Origin of the sequence: Shinella sp. (assembly GCF_035998705.1) — a bacterium.
GTDB lineage: Bacteria > Pseudomonadota > Alphaproteobacteria > Rhizobiales > Rhizobiaceae > Shinella.
Window position 1 is genome coordinate 58,270 of the sequence record NZ_DASYHH010000012.1, and the last position, 24,933, is coordinate 83,202.

The 24,933-nt window shown below is 63.3% G+C and carries 24 protein-coding genes; 17 read left to right on the top strand and 7 right to left on the bottom strand.

Features of this window, described 5'->3' with window-relative positions:
* Nucleotides 1-22: 22 nt before the first annotated feature.
* From VGN93_RS10090 to pqqE, 8 genes are all read left to right on the top strand, one after another.
* Nucleotides 23-1,174, top strand: coding sequence for an FIST N-terminal domain-containing protein (locus VGN93_RS10090; RefSeq protein WP_327507396.1), 1,152 nt, complete (start codon nucleotides 23-25; stop codon nucleotides 1,172-1,174).
* Complete coding sequence (locus VGN93_RS10095) at nucleotides 1,171-3,363, top strand: PAS-domain containing protein (RefSeq protein WP_327507397.1); 2,193 nt, start codon at nucleotides 1,171-1,173, stop codon at nucleotides 3,361-3,363. The genes VGN93_RS10090 and VGN93_RS10095 overlap by 4 nt, the downstream gene beginning before the upstream one ends.
* Before the next feature lie 76 nt (nucleotides 3,364-3,439).
* Complete coding sequence (locus VGN93_RS10100) at nucleotides 3,440-3,886, top strand: pseudoazurin (protein WP_327507398.1); 447 nt, start codon at nucleotides 3,440-3,442, stop codon at nucleotides 3,884-3,886.
* A 79-nt stretch (nucleotides 3,887-3,965) separates the two neighbouring features.
* Nucleotides 3,966-4,067 carry a pyrroloquinoline quinone precursor peptide PqqA gene (gene pqqA / locus VGN93_RS10105; RefSeq protein WP_319316463.1) on the top strand — a complete coding sequence of 34 codons (102 nt, stop codon included), beginning with the start codon at nucleotides 3,966-3,968 and terminating at the stop codon, nucleotides 4,065-4,067.
* Nucleotides 4,039-4,965: a pyrroloquinoline quinone biosynthesis protein PqqB gene (pqqB, locus tag VGN93_RS10110; protein WP_327507399.1), complete on the top strand. Its 927-nt coding sequence runs from the start codon at nucleotides 4,039-4,041 to the stop codon at nucleotides 4,963-4,965. The genes pqqA and pqqB overlap by 29 nt, the downstream gene beginning before the upstream one ends.
* Nucleotides 4,962-5,732, top strand: coding sequence for a pyrroloquinoline-quinone synthase PqqC (gene pqqC, locus VGN93_RS10115; protein ID WP_327507400.1), 771 nt, complete (start codon nucleotides 4,962-4,964; stop codon nucleotides 5,730-5,732). The genes pqqB and pqqC overlap by 4 nt, the downstream gene beginning before the upstream one ends.
* Nucleotides 5,729-6,001: a pyrroloquinoline quinone biosynthesis peptide chaperone PqqD gene (gene pqqD / locus VGN93_RS10120; protein WP_327507401.1), complete on the top strand. Its 273-nt coding sequence runs from the start codon at nucleotides 5,729-5,731 to the stop codon at nucleotides 5,999-6,001. Before pqqC ends, pqqD begins: the two co-directional genes overlap by 4 nt.
* Nucleotides 5,998-7,086, top strand: coding sequence for a pyrroloquinoline quinone biosynthesis protein PqqE (gene pqqE, locus VGN93_RS10125; protein WP_327507402.1), 1,089 nt, complete (start codon nucleotides 5,998-6,000; stop codon nucleotides 7,084-7,086). The genes pqqD and pqqE overlap by 4 nt, the downstream gene beginning before the upstream one ends.
* Nucleotides 7,087-7,170: 84 nt before the next feature.
* On the opposite strand, the gene VGN93_RS10130 is transcribed toward pqqE, so the two are convergent.
* From VGN93_RS10130 to VGN93_RS10160, 7 genes are all read right to left on the bottom strand, one after another.
* The gene (locus tag VGN93_RS10130; protein ID WP_327507403.1) at nucleotides 7,171-8,181 is read right to left on the bottom strand and encodes a Gfo/Idh/MocA family oxidoreductase; all 1,011 of its coding nucleotides are present in this window, start codon (nucleotides 8,179-8,181) and stop codon (nucleotides 7,171-7,173) included.
* Between the two features lie 28 nt (nucleotides 8,182-8,209).
* A complete protein-coding gene (locus tag VGN93_RS10135) occupies nucleotides 8,210-9,673 on the bottom strand; it encodes an aldehyde dehydrogenase family protein (protein WP_327507404.1) in 1,464 nt (487 codons plus the stop codon).
* Nucleotides 9,674-9,709: 36 nt separating this feature from the next.
* Nucleotides 9,710-10,705: an ABC transporter permease gene (locus tag VGN93_RS10140; RefSeq protein WP_327507405.1), complete on the bottom strand. Its 996-nt coding sequence runs from the start codon at nucleotides 10,703-10,705 to the stop codon at nucleotides 9,710-9,712.
* Between the two features lie 2 nt (nucleotides 10,706-10,707).
* Complete coding sequence (locus tag VGN93_RS10145; protein ID WP_327507406.1) at nucleotides 10,708-11,619, bottom strand: hypothetical protein; 912 nt, start codon at nucleotides 11,617-11,619, stop codon at nucleotides 10,708-10,710.
* The gene (locus VGN93_RS10150; protein WP_327507407.1) at nucleotides 11,612-12,574 is read right to left on the bottom strand and encodes an ABC transporter permease; all 963 of its coding nucleotides are present in this window, start codon (nucleotides 12,572-12,574) and stop codon (nucleotides 11,612-11,614) included. Before VGN93_RS10150 ends, VGN93_RS10145 begins: the two co-directional genes overlap by 8 nt.
* The gene (locus VGN93_RS10155) at nucleotides 12,571-14,160 is read right to left on the bottom strand and encodes a sugar ABC transporter ATP-binding protein (protein ID WP_327507408.1); all 1,590 of its coding nucleotides are present in this window, start codon (nucleotides 14,158-14,160) and stop codon (nucleotides 12,571-12,573) included. Before VGN93_RS10155 ends, VGN93_RS10150 begins: the two co-directional genes overlap by 4 nt.
* Before the next feature lie 72 nt (nucleotides 14,161-14,232).
* Nucleotides 14,233-15,201, bottom strand: a complete 969-nt coding sequence (locus VGN93_RS10160) for a substrate-binding domain-containing protein (RefSeq protein WP_327507409.1) — start codon at nucleotides 15,199-15,201, stop codon at nucleotides 14,233-14,235.
* A 247-nt stretch (nucleotides 15,202-15,448) separates the two neighbouring features.
* On the opposite strand from VGN93_RS10160, the gene VGN93_RS10165 reads away from it, so the two are divergent.
* The 9 genes from VGN93_RS10165 to VGN93_RS10205 all read left to right on the top strand — a co-directional run bounded on the left by VGN93_RS10165 (nucleotide 15,449) and on the right by VGN93_RS10205 (nucleotide 24,928).
* Nucleotides 15,449-16,510 carry a substrate-binding domain-containing protein gene (locus VGN93_RS10165; protein ID WP_327507410.1) on the top strand — a complete coding sequence of 354 codons (1,062 nt, stop codon included), beginning with the start codon at nucleotides 15,449-15,451 and terminating at the stop codon, nucleotides 16,508-16,510.
* A gap of 64 nt (nucleotides 16,511-16,574) precedes the next feature.
* Nucleotides 16,575-18,125, top strand: coding sequence for a sugar ABC transporter ATP-binding protein (locus tag VGN93_RS10170; protein ID WP_327507411.1), 1,551 nt, complete (start codon nucleotides 16,575-16,577; stop codon nucleotides 18,123-18,125).
* Nucleotides 18,122-19,087, top strand: coding sequence for an ABC transporter permease (locus tag VGN93_RS10175; protein ID WP_327507412.1), 966 nt, complete (start codon nucleotides 18,122-18,124; stop codon nucleotides 19,085-19,087). The genes VGN93_RS10170 and VGN93_RS10175 overlap by 4 nt, the downstream gene beginning before the upstream one ends.
* Nucleotides 19,084-20,052 carry an ABC transporter permease gene (locus VGN93_RS10180; RefSeq protein WP_327507413.1) on the top strand — a complete coding sequence of 323 codons (969 nt, stop codon included), beginning with the start codon at nucleotides 19,084-19,086 and terminating at the stop codon, nucleotides 20,050-20,052. The genes VGN93_RS10175 and VGN93_RS10180 overlap by 4 nt, the downstream gene beginning before the upstream one ends.
* 66 nt (nucleotides 20,053-20,118) lie before the next feature.
* Entirely contained in the window at nucleotides 20,119-20,685 is a 567-nt protein-coding gene (locus VGN93_RS10185; RefSeq protein ID WP_327507587.1) for a DUF1349 domain-containing protein, read from the top strand.
* Between the two features lie 265 nt (nucleotides 20,686-20,950).
* Nucleotides 20,951-22,090 (top strand): PotD/PotF family extracellular solute-binding protein, encoded by a 1,140-nt coding sequence (locus VGN93_RS10190; protein WP_327507414.1) that lies wholly within the window; start codon nucleotides 20,951-20,953, stop codon nucleotides 22,088-22,090.
* 69 nt (nucleotides 22,091-22,159) lie between these two features.
* Complete coding sequence (locus VGN93_RS10195) at nucleotides 22,160-23,041, top strand: ABC transporter permease (RefSeq protein WP_327507415.1); 882 nt, start codon at nucleotides 22,160-22,162, stop codon at nucleotides 23,039-23,041.
* Nucleotides 23,042-23,830: an ABC transporter permease gene (locus tag VGN93_RS10200; RefSeq protein ID WP_319316515.1), complete on the top strand. Its 789-nt coding sequence runs from the start codon at nucleotides 23,042-23,044 to the stop codon at nucleotides 23,828-23,830.
* Nucleotides 23,831-23,842: 12 nt separating this feature from the next.
* The gene (locus VGN93_RS10205) at nucleotides 23,843-24,928 is read left to right on the top strand and encodes an ABC transporter ATP-binding protein (RefSeq protein WP_327507416.1); all 1,086 of its coding nucleotides are present in this window, start codon (nucleotides 23,843-23,845) and stop codon (nucleotides 24,926-24,928) included.
* Nucleotides 24,929-24,933 lie beyond the last annotated feature (5 nt).

Below are 24,933 nucleotides of genomic sequence, written 5' to 3' on the forward strand. Positions count from 1 at the left end.
CCGGCGGAGGAGGCCATCGCCCGTGGAGGAACAGTTCATCACGCGTGCGCTCGTGTCGGCGCATGACGTCAACGCGGTCGAGCGGCTGGCTGCAAGCCTTGGCCCCGGCCCGTTTTCGCTCGTCCTGCTGTTCGTATCGCCGGACGCCGACGTGCCGGCGATCGTTTCGGACGCGGCAAAGGCGTGGCCGGACGCACGCATTGCCGGCTGTACCACCGCCGGAGAAATCTCCGGCGCCGGATATGACGAAGGAAGCATCGTCGCCATCGGCTTTCGCGCGCGCCATTTTGCGGCGGAAACGCTGCTCATTCCCGATCTGTCCCAACTCGTGGCAAGCGACCTTTCGGATGCGCTGCTTCAAGTAAGGCTGACGCTCGCTCGCGATCACGGGCACCTGCCGGAAGAATTCGCTTTGCTTCTGGTCGATGGATTGTCCGCCCGCGAAGACGAGCTCGCGTCAGCGCTTGCAGCCGGAACAGGGGCGATGCCGCTGATCGGCGGTTCGGCCGGCGACGGCACGACCTTCCGCGAAACTCTCGTCTTCGACGACAAGCGGCTTCTGGCGAATGCGGCGGTGATTTCCGTCATGCGCGGCGCCTGTCCTCTCAAGGCCTTCAAGATGGATCATGTCAGGCCCACCGAGCGCCGCATGGTCGTGACGGAGGCAGACCCGGCCGCCCGCATCGTGCGGCAGATCAATGCCGAGCCCGCGGTGCGCGAATATGCCCGCCTTATCGGGATGCAGCCGGAAAGCGTCGACACGCTCACATTCGCAATCCACCCGCTGACCGTGCGCATGGGAGAACGGCATCACGTGCGTGCCATCCAGCGCGTCTTGCCTTCCGGAGAGCTGCTGTTCTTTTCCGCGATCGATGAAGGCATGGTTCTCACGATCGCCGAACCACGCGATCTCGTCGGGCACCTCGCCGGCGAATTGCAGGCCTTGAAGCAGCCCGGCAACCCTGTCGCCATTCTCGCCTTCGACTGCATCCTTCGGCGTATCGAGGCTCAGGAAAGGCAGATGAGCGGGCGTGTGTCGGAGCTGTTGCGCCAACACGGCGTCATCGGCTTTTCGACCTATGGCGAGCAGATCGGCCCGATGCACATCAACCATACGATGACCGGCTTTGCCTTTTACCCGCCCGGCACCATCGTCTCGGGAAGCGATCCATGAACACATCCCTGTCCGAAGGACTGCTGGACCCCTCCGATGGCGAGAGGCGCAATCTCGAGAAGATGCTCGTCATCTCCGACGCCCTCATCCGCCATGTCGAGCAGAATTCCGGCGACAGGGGTGCGGCTTTCGAGCAGTTCCGCCGCGCCGCCGTTCTGGAGGACCGTGTGCGCCAGCGCACGCGCGACCTCGAAACAACGCTCAAGCAGCTCAATGACGCCAACAGCGCCGCCGAGCGGGCGAGACGCGACCTGTCCCAGGCGATCGAGGCGGTCGATGAAGGTTTCGCCCTTTTCGATCCCGCCGACATCCTCGTCTTGTGCAATTCCCGCTTCTGTCGCGACCTCACCGACGTTCGCTCGAAGCTCTTTCCCGGCATCGCCTTTGCCGATTATGTGGAAGTCGTCAGCCGTTCCACGATGCTGGCCTTTCCCAAAGGTGTGACGGTCAAGGCGTGGGCCGCGGAACGCATGCGCCTGCATCGAACCCGGCAGGTCTTCAATGTCGGGCTGACCGGCGACCGCTGGCTTCAGGTCAGCGAGCAGCGCACCGCCGATGGCGGCACCGTCATCCTCCAGACCGATATCACCGACATCATCCGCATGGAGCGCTCGGAACGCGGCAAGCTGCTGGACGACCAGGCCCGCATGATCCGCGCAACGCTGGAACACATCAAGCAGGGCGTCGGCATCTTCGACGCAAACCGCCGGCTGGCCGGCTGGAACGGCCGCGTCGCGCAGCTTCTCGACATTCCGCCGCGGCTGCTGCGGCGGGGAACGCCGTTCGAGTTGCTGGCCGATCGCATTGCCCGCTCGATCACCCTCAGCGACGGTTTTTCCGCCGACATGCTGCGCCAATGGATCGACGGCCGCCTGCCGCGCGAACCCCTGTCCTTCGAACTCCAGCATGTTTCGGGCATCATCCTCGACGTCTTTGCGCAGGAAATGCCGGGGCGCGGCTTCGTCATGTCGTTTGCCGATGTGACGCGCGAGCGCCTTGCCATCCACGCCATGATCCGCGCCAACAGCTCGCTGGAAGCGCGGGTGGCGGCGCGCACCGGGGATCTTGCGGCAGCGCTTGCCGAAGCCGAGCGCGCCAGTTCCGCCCGTGTCCGCTTCGTCGCGGCGGCAAGCCACGATCTCCTGCAGCCGCTGTCCGCCGCCAAACTCTTCGTCGCGGCCGCGCGTGACGACGCGGGCGCCACGCCGATGTGCGGGACGCTGGAAAAGGCGCACAATGCCCTTGTCAGCGTGGAGGGGATTCTCGGCGCATTGCTCGACATTTCCCGTCTGGAAGCCGGCGGCGCTGCGGTCGACATCGGCCCGGTTCCCCTTTCCCTTCTGCTCAACCAGCTGACCGACGAATTCGCCCCCATTGCCGCCCGCAAGGGCCTGCGGCTCGACATTCTGCACTGTGGCCTGACCGTATCCAGCGACCCGACCTACCTGCGCCGCATCCTGCAAAACCTGATCAGCAACGCCATCCGCTACACGAGCAGCGGCCGTGTCCTCGTCGGTCCGCGGCGGGTGAAAGGGCATGTGCGCATCGAGGTGCATGACACCGGACCCGGCATCGCAGCCGACCAGCAGAAATCGATCTTCCGTGAATTCCATCGCATCCAGGGCTCCGCCTCGGCGTCCGAGGGGATGGGGCTCGGCCTTGCGATCGTGGAAAGGGCCTGCGGCCTGCTTGGCCACCGGCTGGCGCTTTACTCCGAACCGGGGCGTGGCACCTGTTTCGCAGTCGATCTGGCCGTTGTTCCGCACCACGCCAAACCGGCTTATCGAGAGACCGCACCGGCCATACTCGAGGAGCCGGGCGACAACTCAGATCGCATCGCGCTTCTCGTGGAGAACGATGAAGACCTGCGCCGCGCCATCTCCCTGCTCCTGGAGCGGCGCGGGGTCAGCGTGCTCGAAGCGGCAAGCGGCGAAGAGGCGCTCTCCCTGCTGGAAGAGATCGGGATCGTGCCCGACCTTTACCTGATCGACCAGCAGCTCGACGGCACGCTCACCGGCATCGAAACCGTGCTGGCGCTGCACGCGGCATATGGCGAGCGCCCAACCCGCCTGCTCACCGCCAACCGCACGCCGGAGACGCGGCTTGCCGCGGACGCCGCGGGCATCGAGGTCATGTACAAACCCATCGCCGCGGACGCGCTGGAGGCCTTCGTGCTGCACGCCAGTTGACCCGGCACCAAGGTCGCATTGCGACACGGCGTGCCAGATGGGACATCCCTTCCACCTGAATTGGAGGAGGAAGGACATGAAGAAGCTACTCGCGGCAACCGCCCTGATGATCCTTGCGAGCGGCGCGGCACAGGCGGCCGAGCACGCCGTCAAGATGATGAATAAGGGCGAAAGCGGCGCCATGGTCTTCGAACCGGCCGCCATCGCGGCCGCACCCGGCGATACGATCCGCTTCATCCCGACGGACAAGAGCCACAATGTCGAGGGCATCAAAGGCATGCTTCCCGAGGGCGTCAAACCCTTCAAGAGCAAGGTGAACCAGGAATATATCCTGACGGTCAGCGAGCCCGGCTTCTACGGCGTGAAATGCTCGCCGCACTACAGCATGGGCATGGTCGCCCTCATCCGGGTCGGCGATGGCTCCCCCAATCTCGACGCTGCGAAAGCGGTGAAGCTGCCGAAGAAAGCGGCGGAGCGCATGACGGCTGCCTTCGATGCGCTGGCGGCAGCGGCGGTGAACTGAGACCTTGGTCGCATTGTGAAGCCGGGCGGACGGGCGCAGCCTGACAGGGTGAACTGTCCACATTCTGGAGGAGAGACAAATGGCCTGGAAGAAACCCGTCGTCAAAGACATTGCCTGCGGCATGGAAATCAACATGTACGGCCCGTCGGAAGATGATCCGCGTCCCGACCATCCGTTCTGAACGGGGCGCTGTGCGTATCACCGTTCTCGGGGCAGGCGCCGGTGGCGGCCTGCCCCAATGGAACTGCGGCTGTTTGCAATGTGCCGCAGCGCGCGAAGGCCTGATCCCCGCCATGACGCAGAGCACGTTGGCCGTCAGCATCGACGGTCCCGACTGGGTTCTGCTCAACGCCTCTCCGGATCTGCGCCACCAGCTTGCCGCCTGTGCATCGCTGCACCCGACGAGCCTGCGCGGCAGCCCCGTCAAGGCGGTGGTGCTGACCAACGGCGATGTCGATCATATTGCCGGTCTTCTCACATTGCGCGAGAAAACGGCCCTGGCCGTCTACGCGACCGAAGCCACGCATCGGGTTCTCTCGGAGAACACGGTCTTCGGCGTTCTCGATCCCGCGCTGGTCGAGCGGAAAACCATCGTCCTCGATCGGCCCTTCAGTCCGCTGCCGGGCTTGACCATCACGGCCTATGCGGTGCCCGGAAAGATTCCGCTCTATCTCGAAGGCGAGGCGCTGGACCTGGAATTGATGGGAGAACAGACCGTAGGGTTGCGCCTGCAATCGGCGCGACACGACGTGCATTACGTTCCGGGCTGCGCGGCCCTGCGCGACTGGCTCGTCGCACGGCTGGAGCCAGCCGACGTCGTGCTGTTCGACGGGACGATCTGGAGCGACGACGAAATGCCGGCGTCCGGCACCGGCCCCAAGACCGGAGCCCGCATGGGGCATGTGGCGATGAGCGGACCGGACGGCTCGCTCGAACGCCTCTCCCGGCTTCGGGGACGGCGCATCTACACGCATGTGAACAACACCAATCCGGCGCTGATGCCCGAAAGCAATGCCCGCGCGGCGATCACGGCCGCCGGATGGGAGATTGCGACGGATGGCATGGAGATAATCCTGTGAACATCAGCCCGAGGCACGAAGACTGGCCCTTGAGCCGCGCGGAATTCGAGGCGCGCCTGCGCCAGGTCGGCGAGGCGCGCTATCATGACAAACACCGGTTTCATGATCGCCTGCATGGCGGCCAATGCACCATGGACGAGGTGCAGGCCTGGGTGATCAATCGCTGGCAGTACCAGTCCTCGATCCCCATGAAGGACGCCGCTTTCCTGTCGCGCTGTCGCGACCCGGATCTGCGCCGCATCTGGCGGTCGCGCATCGAGGACCATGACGGCGCGGTCGAGGATGGCGGCGGCATCCGCCGTTGGCTGCGGCTCGCGCAGGGCGTCGGGCTCGATCCCGCCTACGTCGCCTCCGGCCGCGGCGTGATGCCGGCCACGCGCTTCATCGTCGATGCCTATATCCGCTTCGTGCGCGACGAGCCGCTCATCGCCGCCATGGCAAGCTCGCTGACCGAGATGTTTGCGCCCGCCATCCATACGCAGCGCATCGCCGGCCTGCTGGCGCATTACGACTTCGCCGATCCGGAAACGATCGCCTATTTCGGCCACCGCCTGACGGAAGCGCCAAAGGATGTGCAGTTCACGCTCGAATGGGTGCTGACCCGTGCCGTGACGCGTGCGGACCAGGAAGCGGCGGTCGCCGCCCTGACATTCAAGACGGACGTGCTCTGGGCTCAGCTCGACGCGCTCTGGAGCGGCTATGTCGAAGGCCATATACCGCCGGGTGCCTGGAAACCGGGCGAAGGACAGATGGCGGATCGCCCATGAGCACCGATCCCGTTCCCCTCCTGCCGCGCGGCACGCGCCTGCATCACGACCGGGTCCGCGACACCATGGTGCTGCTTGTGCCGGAACGCGCGCTGCTGCTCGACGAGATCGGCACCGCCATCCTTCAGGAGGTGGACGGCAAATCGACGCTCGCGGCGATATCCGCCCGGCTGGCGGAGCGTTATGGCGCGCCGGAGCCGGATGTGGCAGCCGACATCCGCGTCTTTCTCGACGGGCTGGTCGCCCAGCGTCTGGTGGATTACCAATGACCGAGCGTCCCGGCCCGCCGATCGCCATGCTGGCGGAGCTCACGCATCGCTGTCCGCTTTCCTGCTCCTACTGTTCCAATCCGCTCGAATTGACGGCTCGCGAAAAAGAGCTTCCGACGGACGTCTGGGCGCGCGTCTTTCGCGAGGCTGCCGGTCTCGGCGTTCTGCAACTGCATCTTTCCGGCGGCGAACCGGCATCGCGGGGTGATCTCGAAGAACTCGTCAAAGCGGCACGCGACGCAGGGCTTTACGTGAACCTGATCACGTCCGGTATCGGCCTGACCCCGGCGCGGCTCGATGCGCTCGAGGCGGCAGGGCTCGATCACGTGCAGCTCTCGCTGCAGGCCATAGACGCCAAAAAGGCCGACTGGATCGGCGGCTACAAAGGCGGCTTTGCCCGCAAGCTCGCTTTCGCGGGCGAGGTTCGCCAGCGCGGCATTCCCCTCACGGTCAATGCCGTCATGCACCGTCATACGATCGACGATATGGACACGGCGATTGCCTTTGCCGCCGATCTCGGAGCGCGCCGGATCGAGGTCGCCTGTGTCCAGTTCTATGGCTGGGCCTTGGCGAACCGGGCGGCCCTCCTGCCGTCCCGGGATCAGGTCATGCGAGCGAAGGACGCGGTGGCGGAGGCAAGACGAGCCTTTGCCGGTCGACTGGTGATAGACTTTGTTCCGCCGGATTATTACGCGGACTATCCCAAAGCCTGCATGGGGGGCTGGGGCTCGACCGGCATTAACATCGCCCCCAACGGCACCGCCCTGCCCTGCCATGCCGCAGCGACGATACCGGGCCTTCAGTTCGATCGGGTGACAGACCGCGGCCTCGCCGATATCTGGTATGACAGCTCGGCCTTCAACGCGTTTCGCGGCCACGAATGGATGCAGGAGCCCTGTCGCAGCTGCGCCCGCCGGGACCGTGATCATGGCGGCTGCCGTTGCCAGGCCATGGCACTCGCCTCCGATCCCAACGCAGCCGATCCGGTCTGCCACCGCTCACCGGCACGACAGATCGTGGATCTCATCATTGCCAAACAAGTTGGGGCACCACCAGACTTCATTTATCGCGCCCGCGCACGCTAAAGTTTGTCAGGGAAAGGTCGTTCGCCGCTGCTGTAGCAGCAATGTAGCCATCGGACGACCGGCATGAGCCTGCGATGAGGCCAGCTAACCATCGATCCGGATTCGTGCGCCCGTGGCGGCCGACTGCCTTATCGCATCGAGCACCCGCATGCCCGAGACGGCATTCGAGATAGGCCAGGGCTGTTCGATTTCGCCGCGGACAGCCCGCGCGAAGGTGCGGACCTCGTGCTCATACTGGTTGGCCGGCGGAAACCGGATCGTCTCGATATTCTGGTCATAGAGATCGTCGCGGCCGCGCAGACGGATGACGGTTTCCTGCTGTGCGGAGGGCCAGACGGACACCGGCAACTCCATCCATCCCTCCGTGCCTGTCACCATGATCCAGTGCGACCAGGCCTGGAGCAGCGCACCTGAAAAGAGCAGATTGCGGTGTCCCGGAAACTCCAGCATGCCGGCGACGGCGATGTCGACGCCATCGGGCGACTGCCGCTCGAAGGTGGCGGTGGCGGCGAACGGCTCGTCTTCGAAGAGAAAGCGCGCGGCCGTAACCGGATAGATCCCGACATCACCGAGCGCGCCGCCGCCCAGTTCCGGTCGGAAGCGGATATCGTCGGGATTGTCGTTCATGACGCTGTAGGTCGCGTGAATCTGCGTGACGCGGCCGAGCCTGCCGCTGCGGATGATGTCACGCGCGGCAAGCCAGCGCGGATGATAGCGCACCATGAACGCCTCGGAGACCTGAAGGCCCGTCGCCAGCTGGGCGGCCTGGAGGCGTTCTGCCTCTTTTGCATCGAGCCCGAGCGGCTTTTCGCAGAGCACATGCCGGCCGGCCTCCAACGCTTCGATGGCTTCGTCGACATGGCAATTGTTGGGCGTGGGAATGTAAATGGCCTCGACAGCATCGTCGCGCAGCATCTCGCTGAGCGATGCATAGTGCCGCGGGATGTCGAACGTGGAGGCGGCGGAGGCCGCGCGCTCCAAGTCGCGCGACGAAATGGCGACGACCTCGCATTCGTCCACCGCCTTCATGGCGGGAATGACCCAATCGCGTGCGATCTTTGCGGTCGAGAGAATACCAAAACGAACTGGCTTCATTGATAATGTCCTTGAGGTCGGATGGTGCTCAGCGCGTGGCGCGAAGGCGCATGAAGGTCGACTTGGTCTGCATGAATTCCAGGAGGCCCTCCGTGCCGTTCTCGCGTCCGAGCCCGCTTGCCTTGGCGCCGCCGAAAGGCAGCTGGGGTACGGTTTCGAGATAACAATTGACATAGACGAAGCCGCTTTCGAGCGCGGCGGATACATGCATGGCGCGATCGATATCCTTCGTCCAGACCCCGTTGGCAAGGCCATAGGGCGTGGCATTGGCGAGCGCGATCGCCTCCGCCTCATTTTCGAAGGTCGTGACCCCGAGAACGGGGCCGAAGACCTCTTCGTTGAAGATGGTCATCTCGGGCGTAATGCCCGTGAAGATCGTCGGTTCGACGAAATATCCCGCATCGAGCCTCGGGTCCGCCGGCCGGCCGCCGCCCGTCACGAGCGTCGCGCCTTCCCGTTTCGACGTTTCGATGTAGGAGAGCACCTTGGCGTGGTGCTGCTCGTGGATCATGGGGCCGAGATCCGCATCGGCATCCTTCGACGTGCCGAGCTTCAAGGCGCGGGCCTTGGTGGCGAGGCGAGCGACGAAATCACCCGCGATCGACTTCTCGACGAGAAGACGGGCGCCAGCGCAGCATTCCTCGCCCTGGTTGATCGTGAAGGCGGCGAGCGCGCCGTCCACGGCAGCGTCGAGATCGGCGTCGGCGAAGACGATGTTGGCGCCCTTGCCACCGAGTTCGAGCGCCACCTTCTTGAGCGTCTGCCCGCAGAGACCGGCTATCTCCCTGCCGACATCGGTCGAGCCCGTGAAGGAGATCATGTCGATATCGGGATGCAGGCAAAGCATGCGCCCAACCTCGTCGCCGTTGCCCGGCAGGACGGAAATCACGCCGTCGGGAATTCCGGCCTCCTTGGCGAGGCGGGCATATTCCAGCGTCGTGCCCGGCGTGAAGGTCGAGGGCTTGATCACCACCGAGCAGCCGGCAACCAGCGCATAGGGCAGCTTCTGGAAAAGCGTGACCGTCGGGAAATTCCAGGGAAGGATCATGCCGACGACCGGCAGCGCCTCATAAGTCACCAGGCCGAGCTTGTCGGCGCCCTCGTGGTTGACCACCCTGCCCGGGATGTTCCAGGCCAGCGTGGCGGCAAAGCGCGCTAGCTCCACCGACCATTCGATCTCGCCGCGGGCGGCTGCCATGGTCTTGCCCGCCTCGTCCGCCTCGATGACGCTGAGGTGATCGAGTTCGGCCATGACAAGGTCTGCAAAGCGCTGGACGATCTTGCCGCGCTCGATCGCCGGCATTTTCGACCAGACCCCCGACTTGAACGCGGCCTTGGCGGACGCGACCGCCCGGCCGACATCCTCCGGCGTCGCGAGGCAGACGCTCGCGACCGGTTCGCCCGTGGCCGGAGAGTGGCGGTCATAGGTCCGGTTTTCCGCGGGCCGTTCGACCGCGCCGTTGATCCAGAGCCCGTATTGACGATGAGACATTGCAAACACCTGTTTGGTTTCAAGAAATCGGTACGATCATTCCGCGGGCGCCGGCAGGCCTTGGGCCGGCTGTTGCCCGCGCCGCCGGCAGACCAGGAACGCGCGGATGCGCTCGTTATAGGCAACCACCGCCACGGCCAGCACGAGGCCGATCACGATGCGTTGCCAATAGGGGTTGATGCCCATGAGGTTGAAGGCATTGGCGAGGAAACCGATGATTAGCACGCCGCAGATGGCGCCGACGAGATGGCCGCGGCCGCCCATCAGCGAGATGCCGCCGACCGCAACGGCGGCAATGGCGTCGAGCTCCCAGCCCATACCGGTCCGCACCGCATCGCCCGATTGCATGCGGGCGGTCAGGATGATGCCGGCAACGGCAGCGAACGTGCCGCAGAGCGTGTAGGCGATCACTTTGGTGGCACCCACCTTGATGCCGCTGAGCACAGCCGCCTCCTCGTTGCCACCGATCTGGTAGATGGCGCGCCCTGTCCGGGTATTTCCCAGGAAAAGCATCGTCGCGACGGCGAAGATGGCAAAAATCATGACCGGCACCGGAATGCCGGCGATCAGGCCTTCGGCGAGTTGGAAGAACGCTTTCGGCAGCGTGCCGAAAATGGGACGTGAATCCGACAGCCACATGGCGAGGCCGCGCACGATCGCCATTGTCGAAACCGTCACGATGATCGGCTGGAGGCGAAGGCCGGCGATCAGGATGCCGTTGATGAACCCCATCGCTGCCCCGGCGATGAGCGCGAGATTGATGCCCAAAATCGGCGGATGCGTGTTGGCAATGCCGGCGACGAGAACCGTCGCAAGCGCCACCACCGCACCGACAGAAAGGTCGATGCCGCCGGTCAGAACGACGATGCTCATGCCGATCGCGACGATGCCGAGCATCGATGTCTGGCGCAGCACATTGCTGATATTGGCGGCATCGGCAAAGCCATCGGCGATAAGCGTGAAGACCGCGACGAGGGCGACGAGCACCAGGATGATCGGCTGGCTGGAGATGAATGCGCGCATATTTGCCATGGTCATTGTCCCGCCACGTCCACGGACATGATCGTTTCGAGTTCGATCAGCGTGAAGTTGCTTTCCAGATCGATATCGAGAAGCTGCTTGCCGGCGGCCTTTGCCTTGAGCGTGAACACCACCTCAAGCGGCTCGCCGGCCATGGAAAACTGGAAGAAGCGCTTGCCCCAATAGTCGCTGGTGCCGCCTGTGGCAGGCTTCACCGACACGATGTCGAAGGCCGAGACGAAGCTGCTGTTGAGCGCGATGGAGAAGGTGCCGGCGGGCACCGCCTTGGGATCGACACGCACCGACATCGTAAAGGGTTTCCCGACCACTGCGGGCGCGATGTCGATCGCGACGAGATCGGACCCGCCGCCGGATTGCGACTCGACTGCATTTGCCGCGGCTGCCGCGATGGTGTCCGCATATCGTTTGGCATCCGCCGTCGCGGGACTATCGGGATATTCTGCAGCAAGAAGCGCATACACTTCGGGGAATTGCGCCATGTCGCCGGCTTCCTCGAGTGCTGAAGCGAGCTTGGACAGCACGGCGAGGCGATTGGCCTTAAGGGTTTCGCCCGCGCTCAGGGTCGTCAGCAGTTGCTGGTACTTTGCGATGGCTTCGTCGCGGCGGCCGAGCCCCATCAGCGAATTGGCGATGCCGATGCGCGCTGCGTCGTAATAGCCACTTTCCGGGAACCGCTGCACGATCTGCTGATAACCTTCGAGCGAGCGGCTGTAGACGCGGGTCAGTTCGTAGTTGTTGGCGAGCGTATAGGGTCCACGCGCCTGGTCCGCCTGGAAAAGCGTGGGCGCGAGGAGGTAGGCGCCGCCGTTCATGGTGGCAAAAAGGAACAGCAGCAGGGAAAGCGGTGCCATCCATCGCCGGAGGGGAGTGTCCTGCACGGGTGCGGTGACGTATGGACTAGCCATTGGATACCCTCCTGGCAAAGATCGCAGCGATGAAGGGGCCGGCACTGGCCATGACGACGGCGGCGAGGATGACCGCGCCCTTGGAGACATTCTGCCACTCCGGCGCAACGCCCAGCAGGTTGAAGAGGTTGGACATGACGCCGATGACCAGAGCGCCGACGAGCGCCCCCCAGGCCGAACCCCGGCCGCCCTGAAGGGCCGTGCCGCCGATCACCACGGCGGCGATCGCGTCAAGCTCATAGAGAACACCCGCCTGCCCGGGTTCGCCCGATCCCATGCGCGCGGTGAGGATCAGGCCGGCGATACCGGCGAGCACCGCACAATAGACATAGGTGAAAAGCTTCACCCGCCACACCGGTACACCACCGTAGTAGGCCGCCTTCTCGTTGGCCCCGACCATGTAGATCATGCGGCCGATGGCGCGAAAGCGCATCACGTACCAGGTGACGAGAACGATCGCGAGGAACAGGACGGCCGGTGCTGGAACGCCGCCGAATGTGCCGCGCGCGAGGAAACCGATGAAGGCCGGATAATCCGCATAGATCGGCTGGCCGGCGCTGTAGACCAGGCCCGAACCGCGAAAGACGGTCATCGTCACCAGCGTGGCGACGAAGGGCTGGAAACCAAGCAGCGCAACGAGGGAACCGTTGACGAGGCCGGCAGTGAGCGCCGCGACGATCGGCGCCAGCACGACGACGCCAAGCGGATAGCCCGCCGTCGCGAGCGAGGCGGCGAGCGTGCCGACGAGTGCCACGACAGAACCCACTGAAAGATCGATGCCGCCCGAAATGACGACGACATTCATCCCGACGGCGATGATGCCGATGAGGGAGGTGACGCGGATCAGGTTGACGATGTTCTCGATCGTCCAGAAATAGGGCGAGGCAAGCCCCGCCACGACAAGTAGAACGGCAAGGACCACGAGATTGCTGTTTACGGAAAGACGTTCCCTCATCGCGCATCCCCCACGCGCGCCTGGGGAGCCTCGGAATGCCCGCCCATGACATTGAGCATGATGTCGGCCATGTCGAACCGGGCACGCGCCTGCTCCCCGGTCACGCGGCCGAGATTGAGGCAGACGATGCGGTCGCAGACGTGAATCAGCTCCTCGATCACCGAGGAGACGATGATGACGCTGGCGCCATTTGCGGCAAGCTGGCGGATCAGCTCGAAGATCGCCCCTTTCGCGCCGACGTCGATGCCGCGGGTCGGCTCGTCCAGCAGGAAGATATCGACCTTGGCATCCAGCAGCCGGGCCAGGATGACCTTCTGCTGGTTGCCGCCGCTGAGTTTGCCGACAGGCACCTCGGTCGAGCTGTATTTGACCTGAAGACGCTGGCAGAGATCCTTGACCGCTGCCACTTCGCGACCCCGCCGTAGCGCGACAGGCCCCGCATAGCGTGCCAGGGACGAGAGCGTCACATTGTGCCGTATCGGCATCGACAGGATGAGGCCGTCGCTTTTGCGATCTTCGGGACCAAGGCCGATGCCGCCCTCCAGCGCCTGTCGCGGGCCGGAGAACATCGCACGCTTGCCCTCGGCGCGGATCGTTCCCGCGCTTGGCTTGTCGACGCCGAAAACGGTGCGCAGGATTTCCGTGCGACCGGAACCCATGAGGCCGGCAAGGCCCAGCACCTCGCCCTTGCGAAGCTTGAAGGAAACGTTCTTCAGGAGGTCCTCGGTCGAGAGGCCATCGACCTCGAGCACGACGTCGGCGTCCGGCGCCACGCCCCGATCCCACTCGCGCTTTTCGAGGCTGAGCTTGCGGCCGAGCATCATTTCGACGAGCTGGGACTCGGAGAGATGCGCAACATTGGACTCGCCGACCATCCGGCCGTCGCGCAGCACGACGACGCGATCGCAGACTTCGAAGATCTCGTTGAGGTGGTGGGTGATGAAGATGATGGAGGTGCCCGCCTTCTGAAGCTTGCGGACGATCTTGAAGAAGTGCTCGACCTCCTCGCGGTTGAGAGGCGCGGTCGGCTCGTCCATGATCAACAGGCGGCAGGGGCGGGTGATAGCCTTGCCGATCTCCACCAGCTGCTGCTCGGCAACGCTGAGGTCACGGATCGCCGCATCGATTGACCCCGGATAGCCGAGATCGCGCATGATCGCGACGGCGCGCGTGCGCATGCCCTTCCAGTCGAGCAGGCCCCAACGGTTGCGCACCAGATTGCCGAGAAAGAGGTTCTCGACGACGCTGAGATGGGGGACGAGCATCAGTTCCTGGTAGATCGTGCTGATGCCCATGCGGTGGGCAGTCGAGGTGTCGCTGAGCTCGACCGGCTTGCCGTCGATAGAGATCGTGCCCGCATCCGGCTTCACCGCGCCCGCCAGGATTTTCATCATGGTGGACTTGCCGGCCCCGTTTTCGCCGACCAGCGACAGGATTTCGCCGGCCCGGACCTGCAAGCCGACATCCGAGAGCGCCTTCACACCCGGATAGGACTTCGAGATGCCGGCCATCGTCAAAAGCACGGCAGGCTCGCCCTTCGGGACGGCCTTCAGATGGGGGCTCTGACCGTTGGTTTTGTTTGCCATCAACAATTCACCTTCCTGCGAGTGCGCGGGCGGCCGGCATAGACCGGCAGCCCGCGTCTCCAGCGGAAATCCTCAGCGCACGTATTGAAGGTCGGCGTTGTAGAATTCGTCGACATTGTCCTTGGTGACGATCGGCGTTTCCGTGGTGATCCGCTTGGGAACGGGCTCGCCCTTGAGCACACGGACCGCCATGTCCAGGCCGATCGCGCCGCCGGTGGCGTAGATCGACGTTGCCTGCAACCAGCCGTCCTTGATCGCCTGGAAGGCTTCCCGCTGCCCGTCGACGCCGATGAGATAGACATCCCCGGGCTTGTAGCCGGCTTCCTTCAGCACATTGATGGCGCCGAGAATCATGGGGTCGTTGTGGGCATAGATGACCTGGAACTGGTCACGATAACGCGTCAGCCAATCTTCGACGATCGGAATTGCCGGGGCGAGGTCGTAGTTGGCGGGCCGCGCATCCAGCAGCTTGATGTCCGCCTTTCCTTCGAGCTGAGCTGCAAAGCCCTGATGGCGCTGGATCGTCGGCGTGGCGCCGGGAATGCCTTCCAGTTCGAGATAGCTGAATTTCTCCCCGACGGAGCCGAGCACGTGCTTGCCCAGGCCCTCGGCAAGCGAGAGATTGTTGCCGCCGATAAAGACATTGTAGTCCTCGCCGACGATTTCGCGGTCGAGCACGACGAGCGGAATACCCGCCTTCTTGATCGCCTCGACGGCCGGAACGAGCGCCTGGGCTTCGCGCGGGCTCATCATGATGAGGTCCACGCCGCGGGCGATCAGGTCTTCGATATCGGCGATCTGCTTCTCGTTGGTGCCCTTGGCGTCGGTGTAGATGAATTCCTTGATCAGCTCAGGATATTTTTTCGCCTGCGCCTCGGCGCTGGTCACCATGAAGGCTCGCCACGGGTGGTCCATCGTGTCCTGCGAAAAACCAATGGTCCACGGCGGTGCGCCGTAGGGGTTGTCGGCAGCCGCCGACGGGGCCACGGCCGCAAAGAAAGCCGAAACGGCAAGCGTCGTCATCTTAAGCAGTTTCTTCATTGCTCCACCTCATTTTTCGTTGATTGTATGATTGCATCCAATCTGCAATTTATTTGCATGTCAAGCGGCGCGCGCATTATTTCGCGGGGAAGTCGTGCGGCAGGCTTATCGCGCACGCTCCTCCACATCGCCAATTTCGTATATTGACATCAATATATTGGATACTATTCTTTCGCCTGCACGGCTGAGCCGACCAACAAGAGGGAGCTTTCAGATGGGAAAAATTTGGAAATCGACGACAGCAGCAATGATACTGGCGATCGGTCTTGGCGCGTCAGGCGCACAGGCTGCGGAGAGCTATTTCCCGGAATGCTTTGCACCTTGGGACGCTGAGACGAAACAACTGTCTGCCGTGACGCCGCGCGAAGGCCCGTATCGCATCGCGCTCGTCAACGGCTTTGCCGGCAACGACTGGCGCATCCAGATGATCCGCGCCGCGGAGTCCTACGTCAAGCGGCCCGAGATCGCCGCCAAGATCAAGGAATTCACCGCTGTCAGCGTCGGCAACGACGTCGCGGCACAGATTGCGGCGATCGAGAACTACGTGGCGGCCGGCTACGATGCCGTGCTGTTCATCGCCGTCAATCCGGAGGCCTTCGATGCCGTGATCGGCCGTGCCAACCAGGCCGGCACGCTCCTCGTCTCCTTCGACAATGTCGTCTTCAACGACAACCACCTTATCGTCGATATCGACCACGGCGACATCGCCGCCAAGAAGGCGCAGGCCATCCTCGACGACCTGAAGGCGAAGAACGTCACCGAAGGCAAGGTGCTCTGGGTCCGCGGCCTGCAGGGAAATGCAACGGAGAAGCAGCAGACCGAAAGCTTCACGAAGGTGTTCGAGGGAACGCCCTTCGAAGTGGTCGAAGTCGTCGGCAACTGGGATGTCGGCACGTCGCAGCGCGTGACGGCGGAAGCGGTTGCTGCGCACGGTAAATTCATCGGTGTCGCCAATGCCTATGGCAGCATGGGCTCGATCCAGGCGCTGCTCGACGCCAAGCATCCTGCCGTGCCCTTCGGTTCGGACACGATGAATGGCGCCGTGCGCATGCTCGCCGAAAACGGCTTCACCGGCGTTGCGATCGGCTCCTCGCCTTCGGTTTCGGCAGTGGCCATTCTCGCGGCCCTCTCGACCTTCGAAGGAAAGCGGATGCCGCAGCGCATCAAGCTGCCGCCGCCGTCGCTGCCATCGACGGACTGGAAGGATGGCGTCGCCTATTTCTCGCAACTCCCGGCCTCCTTCGACACCGCAACGGGTTTCAAGGAATGCAACCTGCTCTTCACCGCGGATGAACTGACCTCCAAGTGAAGCGGCGCCGGCGGGCTGTGCCTAGCCCGCCGGCTTTGGCCGGAACCGACGAGAAGGGACAGGAATGACGGTGAATGCGATACGATTGCGGAGCGTCGGCAAATCCTACGGGCCGACCAGGGCGCTTGCCGATGTCAGTCTCGATATCGAGGCCGGCACGGTGCATGCGGTGCTCGGGGAAAACGGGGCGGGCAAGAGCACGCTCATCAAGATTTTGACCGGGGTCCTCGCGCCCGATACGGGCACCGTCGATCTCTTCGACGAGTGTCTCGACCATGACGGCCCGCAAACTGCCGAGAAACGCGGGCTCGCAACGGTGTTTCAGGAGCTTTCCCTCGTCCCGCACCTGTCGGTCGAGGACAATCTGTTTCTGTCCAATCCGCCACGGTCGAAATTCGGCTGGATCGACCTGCGCCGGCAGCGGGCGGAATCGCGCCACTGGCTTGACCTGGTCGGATTGGGCGACGTCCATCCGGGCACCCATGTCGGCCAGCTGTCCCTCACCCAGAAACAGTTGCTGGAAATCGCCAAGGCGCTCGCCAAGAAGCCGCGCATCCTGCTTCTCGACGAAGCGACGGCCTCCCTTCCCGGCAACGATGTCGACCGGCTCTTCGACATCATCGCCAAGGCGCGGCGCGAGGGCCTCACCGTCATCTACATCTCGCACCGGATGAGCGAGATCGAGCGCATTGCCGACCGGTGCAGCGTGCTGCGCAATGGCCAGTTGATAGAGACGTTCGACGCGCATGCGCGCTCGCATGACGAGATATGCCGGATGCTGGCCGGCCGTGAGATCTCGCAGGTGTTTCCGCCGCGGCGCCCGGTGCCGGCGGATGCGCCCGTCGTGCTGGACGTCTCGGGGCTTTCAGCGATCGACAAGGTGCGCGACATCTCGTTTGCGCTCCGGCAAGGCGAGGTGCTCGGGATCGGTGGTCTCGAAGGACAGGGCCAGAAGGAACTATTGCAAACCCTCTATGGCGCCATTCGCACGACGGCGGGTTCGGTGGCGCTGGATGGCAAGCCATTCAAGCCGACCGGCCCGGCGGCGGCCATTGTCGGCCAGCGACCGGTGATGCTTCTTCCGGAGGATCGCAAGACGGACGGTTTGCTGCTGGCCGAATCGATCCGTGACAACATGCTGCTCTCCGTAACGGGAAAGCTCAGCAGATACGGGGTGCGGGACCGGGGTGCCGAAACCGCCTGCAGCAGTGCGATCACCCAGAAACTGGCCATCAAGATTTCATCGCCGGATGCGCCGGTTTCGTCGCTCTCCGGCGGCAACCAGCAAAAGGTTCTGCTCGCGCGGCTGCTGCTCAATGAGCCCGCCGTCTATATTCTCATGGATCCGACACGCGGCATCGACGTCGGCACCAAGCAGGAAATCTATGCGCTCATTCGCGAACTCGCGGACCGCGGCGCGGCCGTTCTCTTTCTCACCACCGATTTCGAAGAGCTCATCGGCATGTGCGACCGCGTGCTCGTTCTCTACGGCGGCGCCATCAGGCGGGAACTCAAAGGCAACGCCATCAACGAGGTCAACATCATGGAAGCGTCGCTCAACATGATGCGTCCCGCGACGGCCCGAAAACCAGACGACAGGGAAGTCCGGCAATGAATTTCTTGACATCACGACATATGCCGGTCCTGCTTGGCGCGGCGGTTTTCACCATCGTACTGGCAACCTATCTCGCCGTGCATCCACGCGGCATTTCCAGCTTCGTCATCCAGTCCTACGCCAATTCGGCAGCGCCGCTGGCCCTTGCCGCGCTGGCCCAGACCTTTCCGGTCCTCACCGGCGGGCTCGATCTTTCGGTGGGGGGAATGGTGGCGCTCACCAATGCACTCGCCTCGGAGCTGGTGCAGGGTTCACCCTTGGAAATTGCCTTCGGCGTCCTGACCGTGCTTGCCGCAGGCGCGGTTTGCGGCGCGCTCAACGGCGCGCTCATTGTCTACGGCCGGCTCCAGCCGATCATCGGCACACTGGCCACAGGGGCGGTTTTCAGCGGCCTTGCCCTCTTCATCAGGCCCTTTCCCGGTGGCGAGGTGGATACCGGGCTTGCTTACGCGATGACGGCCATTCTGTTCGGCGTCCTGCCGGTCTCCACGCTGCTGATAGCCATCATCGCCTCCTGCACCTGGGCCGCGATATCGCGGGCATCTCTGGGGCGCGGCATATTCGCTGCCGGATCGGCGCCACAGGCTGCGCGACTGTCAGGCCTGCGCATCGAGCGATCGATCATCGCGGCCTATATGCTCTCGGGATTGTTTGCCGCGCTTGCCGGCCTCTATCTCGGCTTTCAGACCCTTTCGGGTGATGCGACGATCGGCGTGCCCTATACGATCAACTCCATTGCCGCGATCGTCATCGGCGGGCTGTCGCTTCGGGGTGGTGCGGGTTCGCCGCTCAGCGCGATCTTCGGCGCACATGCGCTGCGCGCGATCAGCGCCGTGTTGCTTTTCACCGGCGCTCCGCCCCTCGCCCAGCCGCTTTTCGAAGGCATGGTGCTGATCACCGCCGTGGCGGCAGCCTCTCTCACGCTGGTCCGCGACCCCAACCGCCTGAAGGCATTCCTATGATGAACGTGTTTTCCGTGGCTTTCCGCGTGGAGAGGCCGATCTGGATCGCCTGTCTCTTCGTGCTCGCCCTGAGCATCGCAATCGGCATCATGTATCCGGCGACCGTCTCTGTGAATTACTACATGCAGCAATTGCAGATCGCGGCCTTCGTGGGCATTCTTGCCAGCGGCGCGATGGTGGTCCTCCTGCTTGGCGAGATCGACCTTTCCATGCCCTGGACCGCGACCGCGGCCGGCATGCTCGCCTGCGGCGTTTTCAGCAGCGGTGCGGCCTGGGCGGGCGACGGCACCGCGATCTCCGCGGCACTGCTGCTGGGCCTGGCAATCGGCGGCCTCAACGCCTTCGGCGTGGCCGTCCTGCGGGCGCCGTCCATGGTGTGGACGCTTGGCGTCAATGCCATACTGCTCGGATTGACCGTGGTCTATGCGGGTGGCTACAGCCCGCAGACGAATGCCTCCCCCATGATGCGCCACCTCGCCGTCGGGCGCGTGTTCGACGTCGTGCCGGTGGCTGCGCTGGTCTGGATGTTCATTGGCGGCATCCTTGTTTTGGTTCTCAGATTGACGCCGCTTGGCGCCTGGATCTATGCGATGGGCCGCAGCCCGCGTGTCGCCTACCTCGCCGGCATCCGAACGCGCGCCGTGGTTTTCTTCGCCTTCCTGTGGGCCGGGCTCTGCTCCGCCGTCGGGGGCGTGCTGCTTTCGGGCTATTCAGGCCAGGCCTTTCAGGCCATGGGCGACCCTATGCTGCTGCCGAGTATCGCAGCCGTCGTCGTCGGGGGCACGAAGGTGACAGGCGGCGAAGGCAGATATCTCGGCACCGTCGTCGGCGTGCTGGCGCTCACACTCCTTTCCAACGTCCTTTCCCTGATGCAGGCGCCCGAGGCGCTGCGGCTGATCATCTACGGCGGCACGATCATCCTGATGCTGCTCGTCAGCAACAGGCGGGCACAGGCGCACCAATGACCATCGGAACGACACCCATCTATCCGTCCAATCAACACAAGGAGAACCCGCATGGATGCGTTTGGAATGAAGCTCGAATGGCATAGCGAACCGTCAGCCTGCTCTTACCGGGATGGCACTCTGGAGGTCGTCACCGGAGACAAGACGGATTATTGGCGGGAAACCTTCTACGATTTCTGGCGTGACGACGGCCATTTCCTATCCAGGGATGTCGAGGGCGATTTCAGCGCCGAGGTCACGGTTCAAGGCGACTATGAGGTTCTCTACGATCAGGCTGGCCTGATGATGCGCCTGAGCGAGAGCCACTGGATCAAGACCGGCATCGAATTCACCGACGGGCGGATGTTTTTCTCCGTCGTCGTTACCAACAACCAATCCGACTGGTCCCTGGTCCAAGTGCCGGTCGATCCCGGCGGTATCCGCATTCGGCTGACCCGCCATCGCGAGGCGATCCGGGTCCAATATCTCAACAGCGAGAACGGCGCCTGGACACCGGTCCGCCTTGCCTATTTCCCGCCGACGAAGACAGTCCAGGTCGGCGTCATGTGCTGCTCCCCACAGCGCGCCGGCTTTACTGCCCGTTTCAAGGACTTCGTTATCGGGCCGCCGATCGCGCGCGAATTGCACGACTGAAGACGCGCCAACCCGGCCCCGACGGGATCAGCAATGCCGCCGGGGGTCGGGCTATTGCATTTCGAATTGCCTTATTGTTACATTATATCCAATCTTCACTTTCCGCATGTACAGGTCGCCGGAGACGGAGCGACGCCGGGCTTCCACATCGCCGTGCGGATCGGCTGCTGGCGAGATTTTGGGGCAAGGGTCTCGTCAAAAAACCGTTGACACCGTTCACAATGTATCCAATATATTGTCTCCTATAAACAAGGGGAATATGATCATGGGACCGAAATACGCAACTCCAAACTTCAGTGAAGCCCGCCGGGCGCTTCTTATCGGCGGCGCCGCTGCCGGCCTGACTGTCTCTTTCGGAAGACTGTTTTCCACGCCGGCCTCCGCCGCAACGGGCGGCACGCTTCAGGTCATGGCGTGGGAAGGCTATGACCTGACGAACGAGCTGAAGATGTGGCGCGAGGAAAACGGCGTCACCGTCGAAACCACGTCGATCGCGTCGCAGGACGACGTGCATACCAAGTTCATCGCCGGCAATCCGCCGCCGCTCGATCTTGCCGAATACAACCAGGCCTATAGCGAGCTTTACATCGATCAGATCAAGATCGTCTCGCCGCTCGATGTCTCGAAAATCCCGAACTACAATGCGGACAACCTGTTCAGCGTCTTCTTCGACAAGCCGACATGGTTCAAGGACGGAACGCTCTATGGCTCCCCCTACATCTGGGGCTTCAATACGCTCCTCTACAACTCGGCCGAGATGGAGGAACCTAAGTCCTACAAGGACCTGCTCAAGCCGGAGCTCAAGGGCAAGATCGCCATCATGGACGACGCCACGGGCAACTGGCCGCTGATTGCCCGGCTGGCCGGCTTCGGCGAGAAATACCCCGCCCTCACGAAGGATGAGCTGAAGACCGCGTTCGACGGTTTCGCCGCCTTCCGCGACCAGGCCCGCCTGATCGCCATCAACCAGGGCGATGTCGCGAACTTCATCGCCTCCAAGGAAGTGCTGGCCGTGGTGGTGGCAGATCCGCAGATCATCCAGCAGGTCACCGCGCAGGGCGTGCCGTTGAAAATGGCGGTTCCCGAAGAAGGCCCGGTCCTGTGGGTCGATGCATGGTTCATCCCCGTCTCGGCGGACAATGTGGAAACCGCGCATGCCTTCATCAACCAGTCGCTTGACCCGCAGGTGCAGGCCAATGTCTGCATGAGCATCCACCAGGCCCCGGTCTCGAAGAAGGCGGTCGAGCTTCTCGACGACGCCGCCCGCCAGCGCATCGACTATTCGAAGATCGACCAGATCTTCTCCGCGGGACTTCCCGGCATTCCGCCTGTCGAGGCGGAGGACGAGGTGGCAAGCTACGACGACTGGATCCAGGCCTGGCAGCAGTTCAAGGCCGGCATGTAAGCGCACCGGCATTCCGGGCTGCGTCTTGCGAAGCGGCCCGGAATGCAACGGTATCAGGAGTAAATTTCGGTGGTCAGTTCACAAAAAACGGGCGGGTTCCTGGCGGCTCCGGCAGTCACCTATATGGTGATTTTCTTCGTCGCCCCGAGCCTGCTGCTGTTTTCATACAGTTTCTGGACGGCAAGCGCGTTCCGTATCGTGCCGGACTTCGTCCTGACGAACTATCTCTCGTCGCTGCGATCCCTGCTGTTTCTCAAGGTCACGCTCAACGCGCTGCTCATCGGCCTCGTCACCGCAACGATCTCGGTGCTGCTGTCGCTGCCGATCGCCTACTATCTGACCTACGTCACCCGCTCCAAGGTGATCTTCTACCTCATCCTCATCACCTGGTTCTCCAGCTATCTGGTGCGGATATATGCGTGGCGCACGCTGCTCGGCACGAACGGTCTTCTGAACGCGGCACTGCTGCAATTGGGCATAATCTCAACACCCGTCGACGCCTTCCTGTTCAGCCCCTTCGCCGTGGGTGTGACCCTCGTGCACATCTATCTCCCCTTCGCGGTCCTGATGGTGATTTCCGCGATGAGCGAAATCAAGAAGGAGCTGATCGAGGCGTCCCGCGACCTCGGGACAAGCCCGCTCGGCGCCTTCATGAGGGTCGTCGCACCCAATGCCGCGCAAGGCCTGATCGGTGCGTTCATGCTCACCTTCATTCTTGCCGCCAGCGACTACGTGACCCCGCAGATGGTGGGCGGCTCTTCGGGCCAGACCACCGGCCTCCTCATCGCCGACCAGTTCCGCAAGACGGGCAACTGGCCGCTAGGCGCGGCCCAGGCGTTCATCATGTTTGCCCTGTCGGTCCTCATCTACCTGCTCATCACGGCACTTGCACGGGCTTCGGGCCTCACCCGCTCCCGCAAAAGCACGACGATCTTGACGCAGGACAAGTAGATGATCCTCCGCATCACCGTTTACCTGATCCTGGCGTTCCTGCTCATCCCGCTGGCGCTGATCGTTCTGTTCAGTTTCAACGAAAGCCCCTCCTTCACCTTTCCCATCACCGGCTACAGCATGCGGTGGTATGCGCAGATCTTCTCGGACCCGCAGCTGGGTTCGGCCTTGTGGAAGAGCTTCTGGATCGCGACGCTGACGGCGATCATCACCTTCCTTCTCGGCGCCGCCGCATCGCTGGCCTGGCTGCGGCTGGGGCGCAAGGGCCGCACCGTGCTTGAAATCCTGTGCATCACCCCGATTGCCCTTCCGGGCCTGTTCCTCGGCGTATCGCTGCTGGTGCTCGCATCCCAGGTCGGTGTACAGCTGTCGATGATCACCATCGTGCTCTCCCACGTGGTTCTGGCGCTTCCGATGCTGATGATCGCCATGCGAGCCAGGCTCGCCCTGTTCGACCCGAACCTCGAGGAAGCATCGCGCGACCTCGGGGCATCCCAGACCCTGACATTCCGCCGGGTCACCCTCCCCCTCATCGCGCCGACGCTCATTTCCTGTGCCGTGCTCAGTTTCGCGCTTTCGTTCGACGAATTCGTCGTCACGGCCTTCGTATCGGGCACCGAAACGACGCTGCCGATGTATATCTGGTCGATGATGCGCCGCACGGTCACGCCGCTCATCAACGCGATTTCCACGCTCGCGATGGTCTTCACCATCGCCATCATTTCCATCGCCCTTGCCATTGCCGCGATGAAACGCGCCACAAATCTCTCCAGCCGCGACGTCGCTTGAAGGAAAACGCCCATGCCCCCAATCATCGAAATCACGGATGGCAACAAGGCCTTCGGCAACTTCAAGGCGCTTCAGGACATCAATCTTTCCATCGCCCAGGGCGAGATCGTCACGCTGCTCGGCCCGAGCGGCTGCGGGAAGACGACGCTGATGCGCATCTTCGCCGGCTTTGAGAGCCTGACGAGCGGATCGCTCAAGATCGACGGAAAGGACGTCTCCGACCTTCCGCCGGAAAAGCGCCCGGTCAACATGGTCTTCCAGCGCTACGCCCTCTTCCCCCATCTGGACGTCTTCGAGAACGTTGCCTACGGGCTCAAGGTGAAGGGTATCGGCAAGGACGAGGTTCGAGAACGGGTTCGCAATATGCTGCGCATCGTGCAGATGGATCATTTGCAGCAGCGTTTCATCACCGAGCTGAGCGGCGGCCAGTGCCAGCGTGTCGCGCTCGCCCGCGCGCTCGTCAACGGGCCGAAGGTTCTCCTTCTCGACGAGCCGCTCGCCGCGCTCGACCTGAAGATCCGCCAGCACATGCTGACGGAGATGAAGCGCATCCACGCGGAAACCGGGGCGACCTTCATCTATGTGACGCACGACCAGGACGAGGCCATGATCCTTTCGGACCGCGTCGTGCTGATCGACCGCGGACAGATCGTGCAGGTCGATACGCCGCAGGACATGTACAACCGGCCCAATTGTCTTTTCTCCGCCAAGTTCCTTGGTGAGACCAATATCCTGCATGGAGTGATCGTCGAAGACGCGTCCGGCAAAAGGGCATTCAGGTCGGCGGAGGGCAGCTTCCACTACCAGCCCACGAGCCAGATCGCCTCGAAGAGCACTGCCATCATGTCGGTGCGACCGGAAGCGATTTCGCTGCTTGCCGAAAGCCCCGCGCGGGACAATGCCATTGCGGCGACCGTGACCGACGTGCTCTTCACGGGCAGCCGGTCCTTCTATCACCTCGTCAGTGACGGAGGAGAAGCACTTCGCGCCCAGATACAGAACACGCCGGGCCTGAACCGGCCGAATGTGGGTGACCGTGTGCATGTCTGCTGGCCCCACGATGGGTCGGTGGTGCTGCCGGCATCCCCCAGCCATTGAGCAGT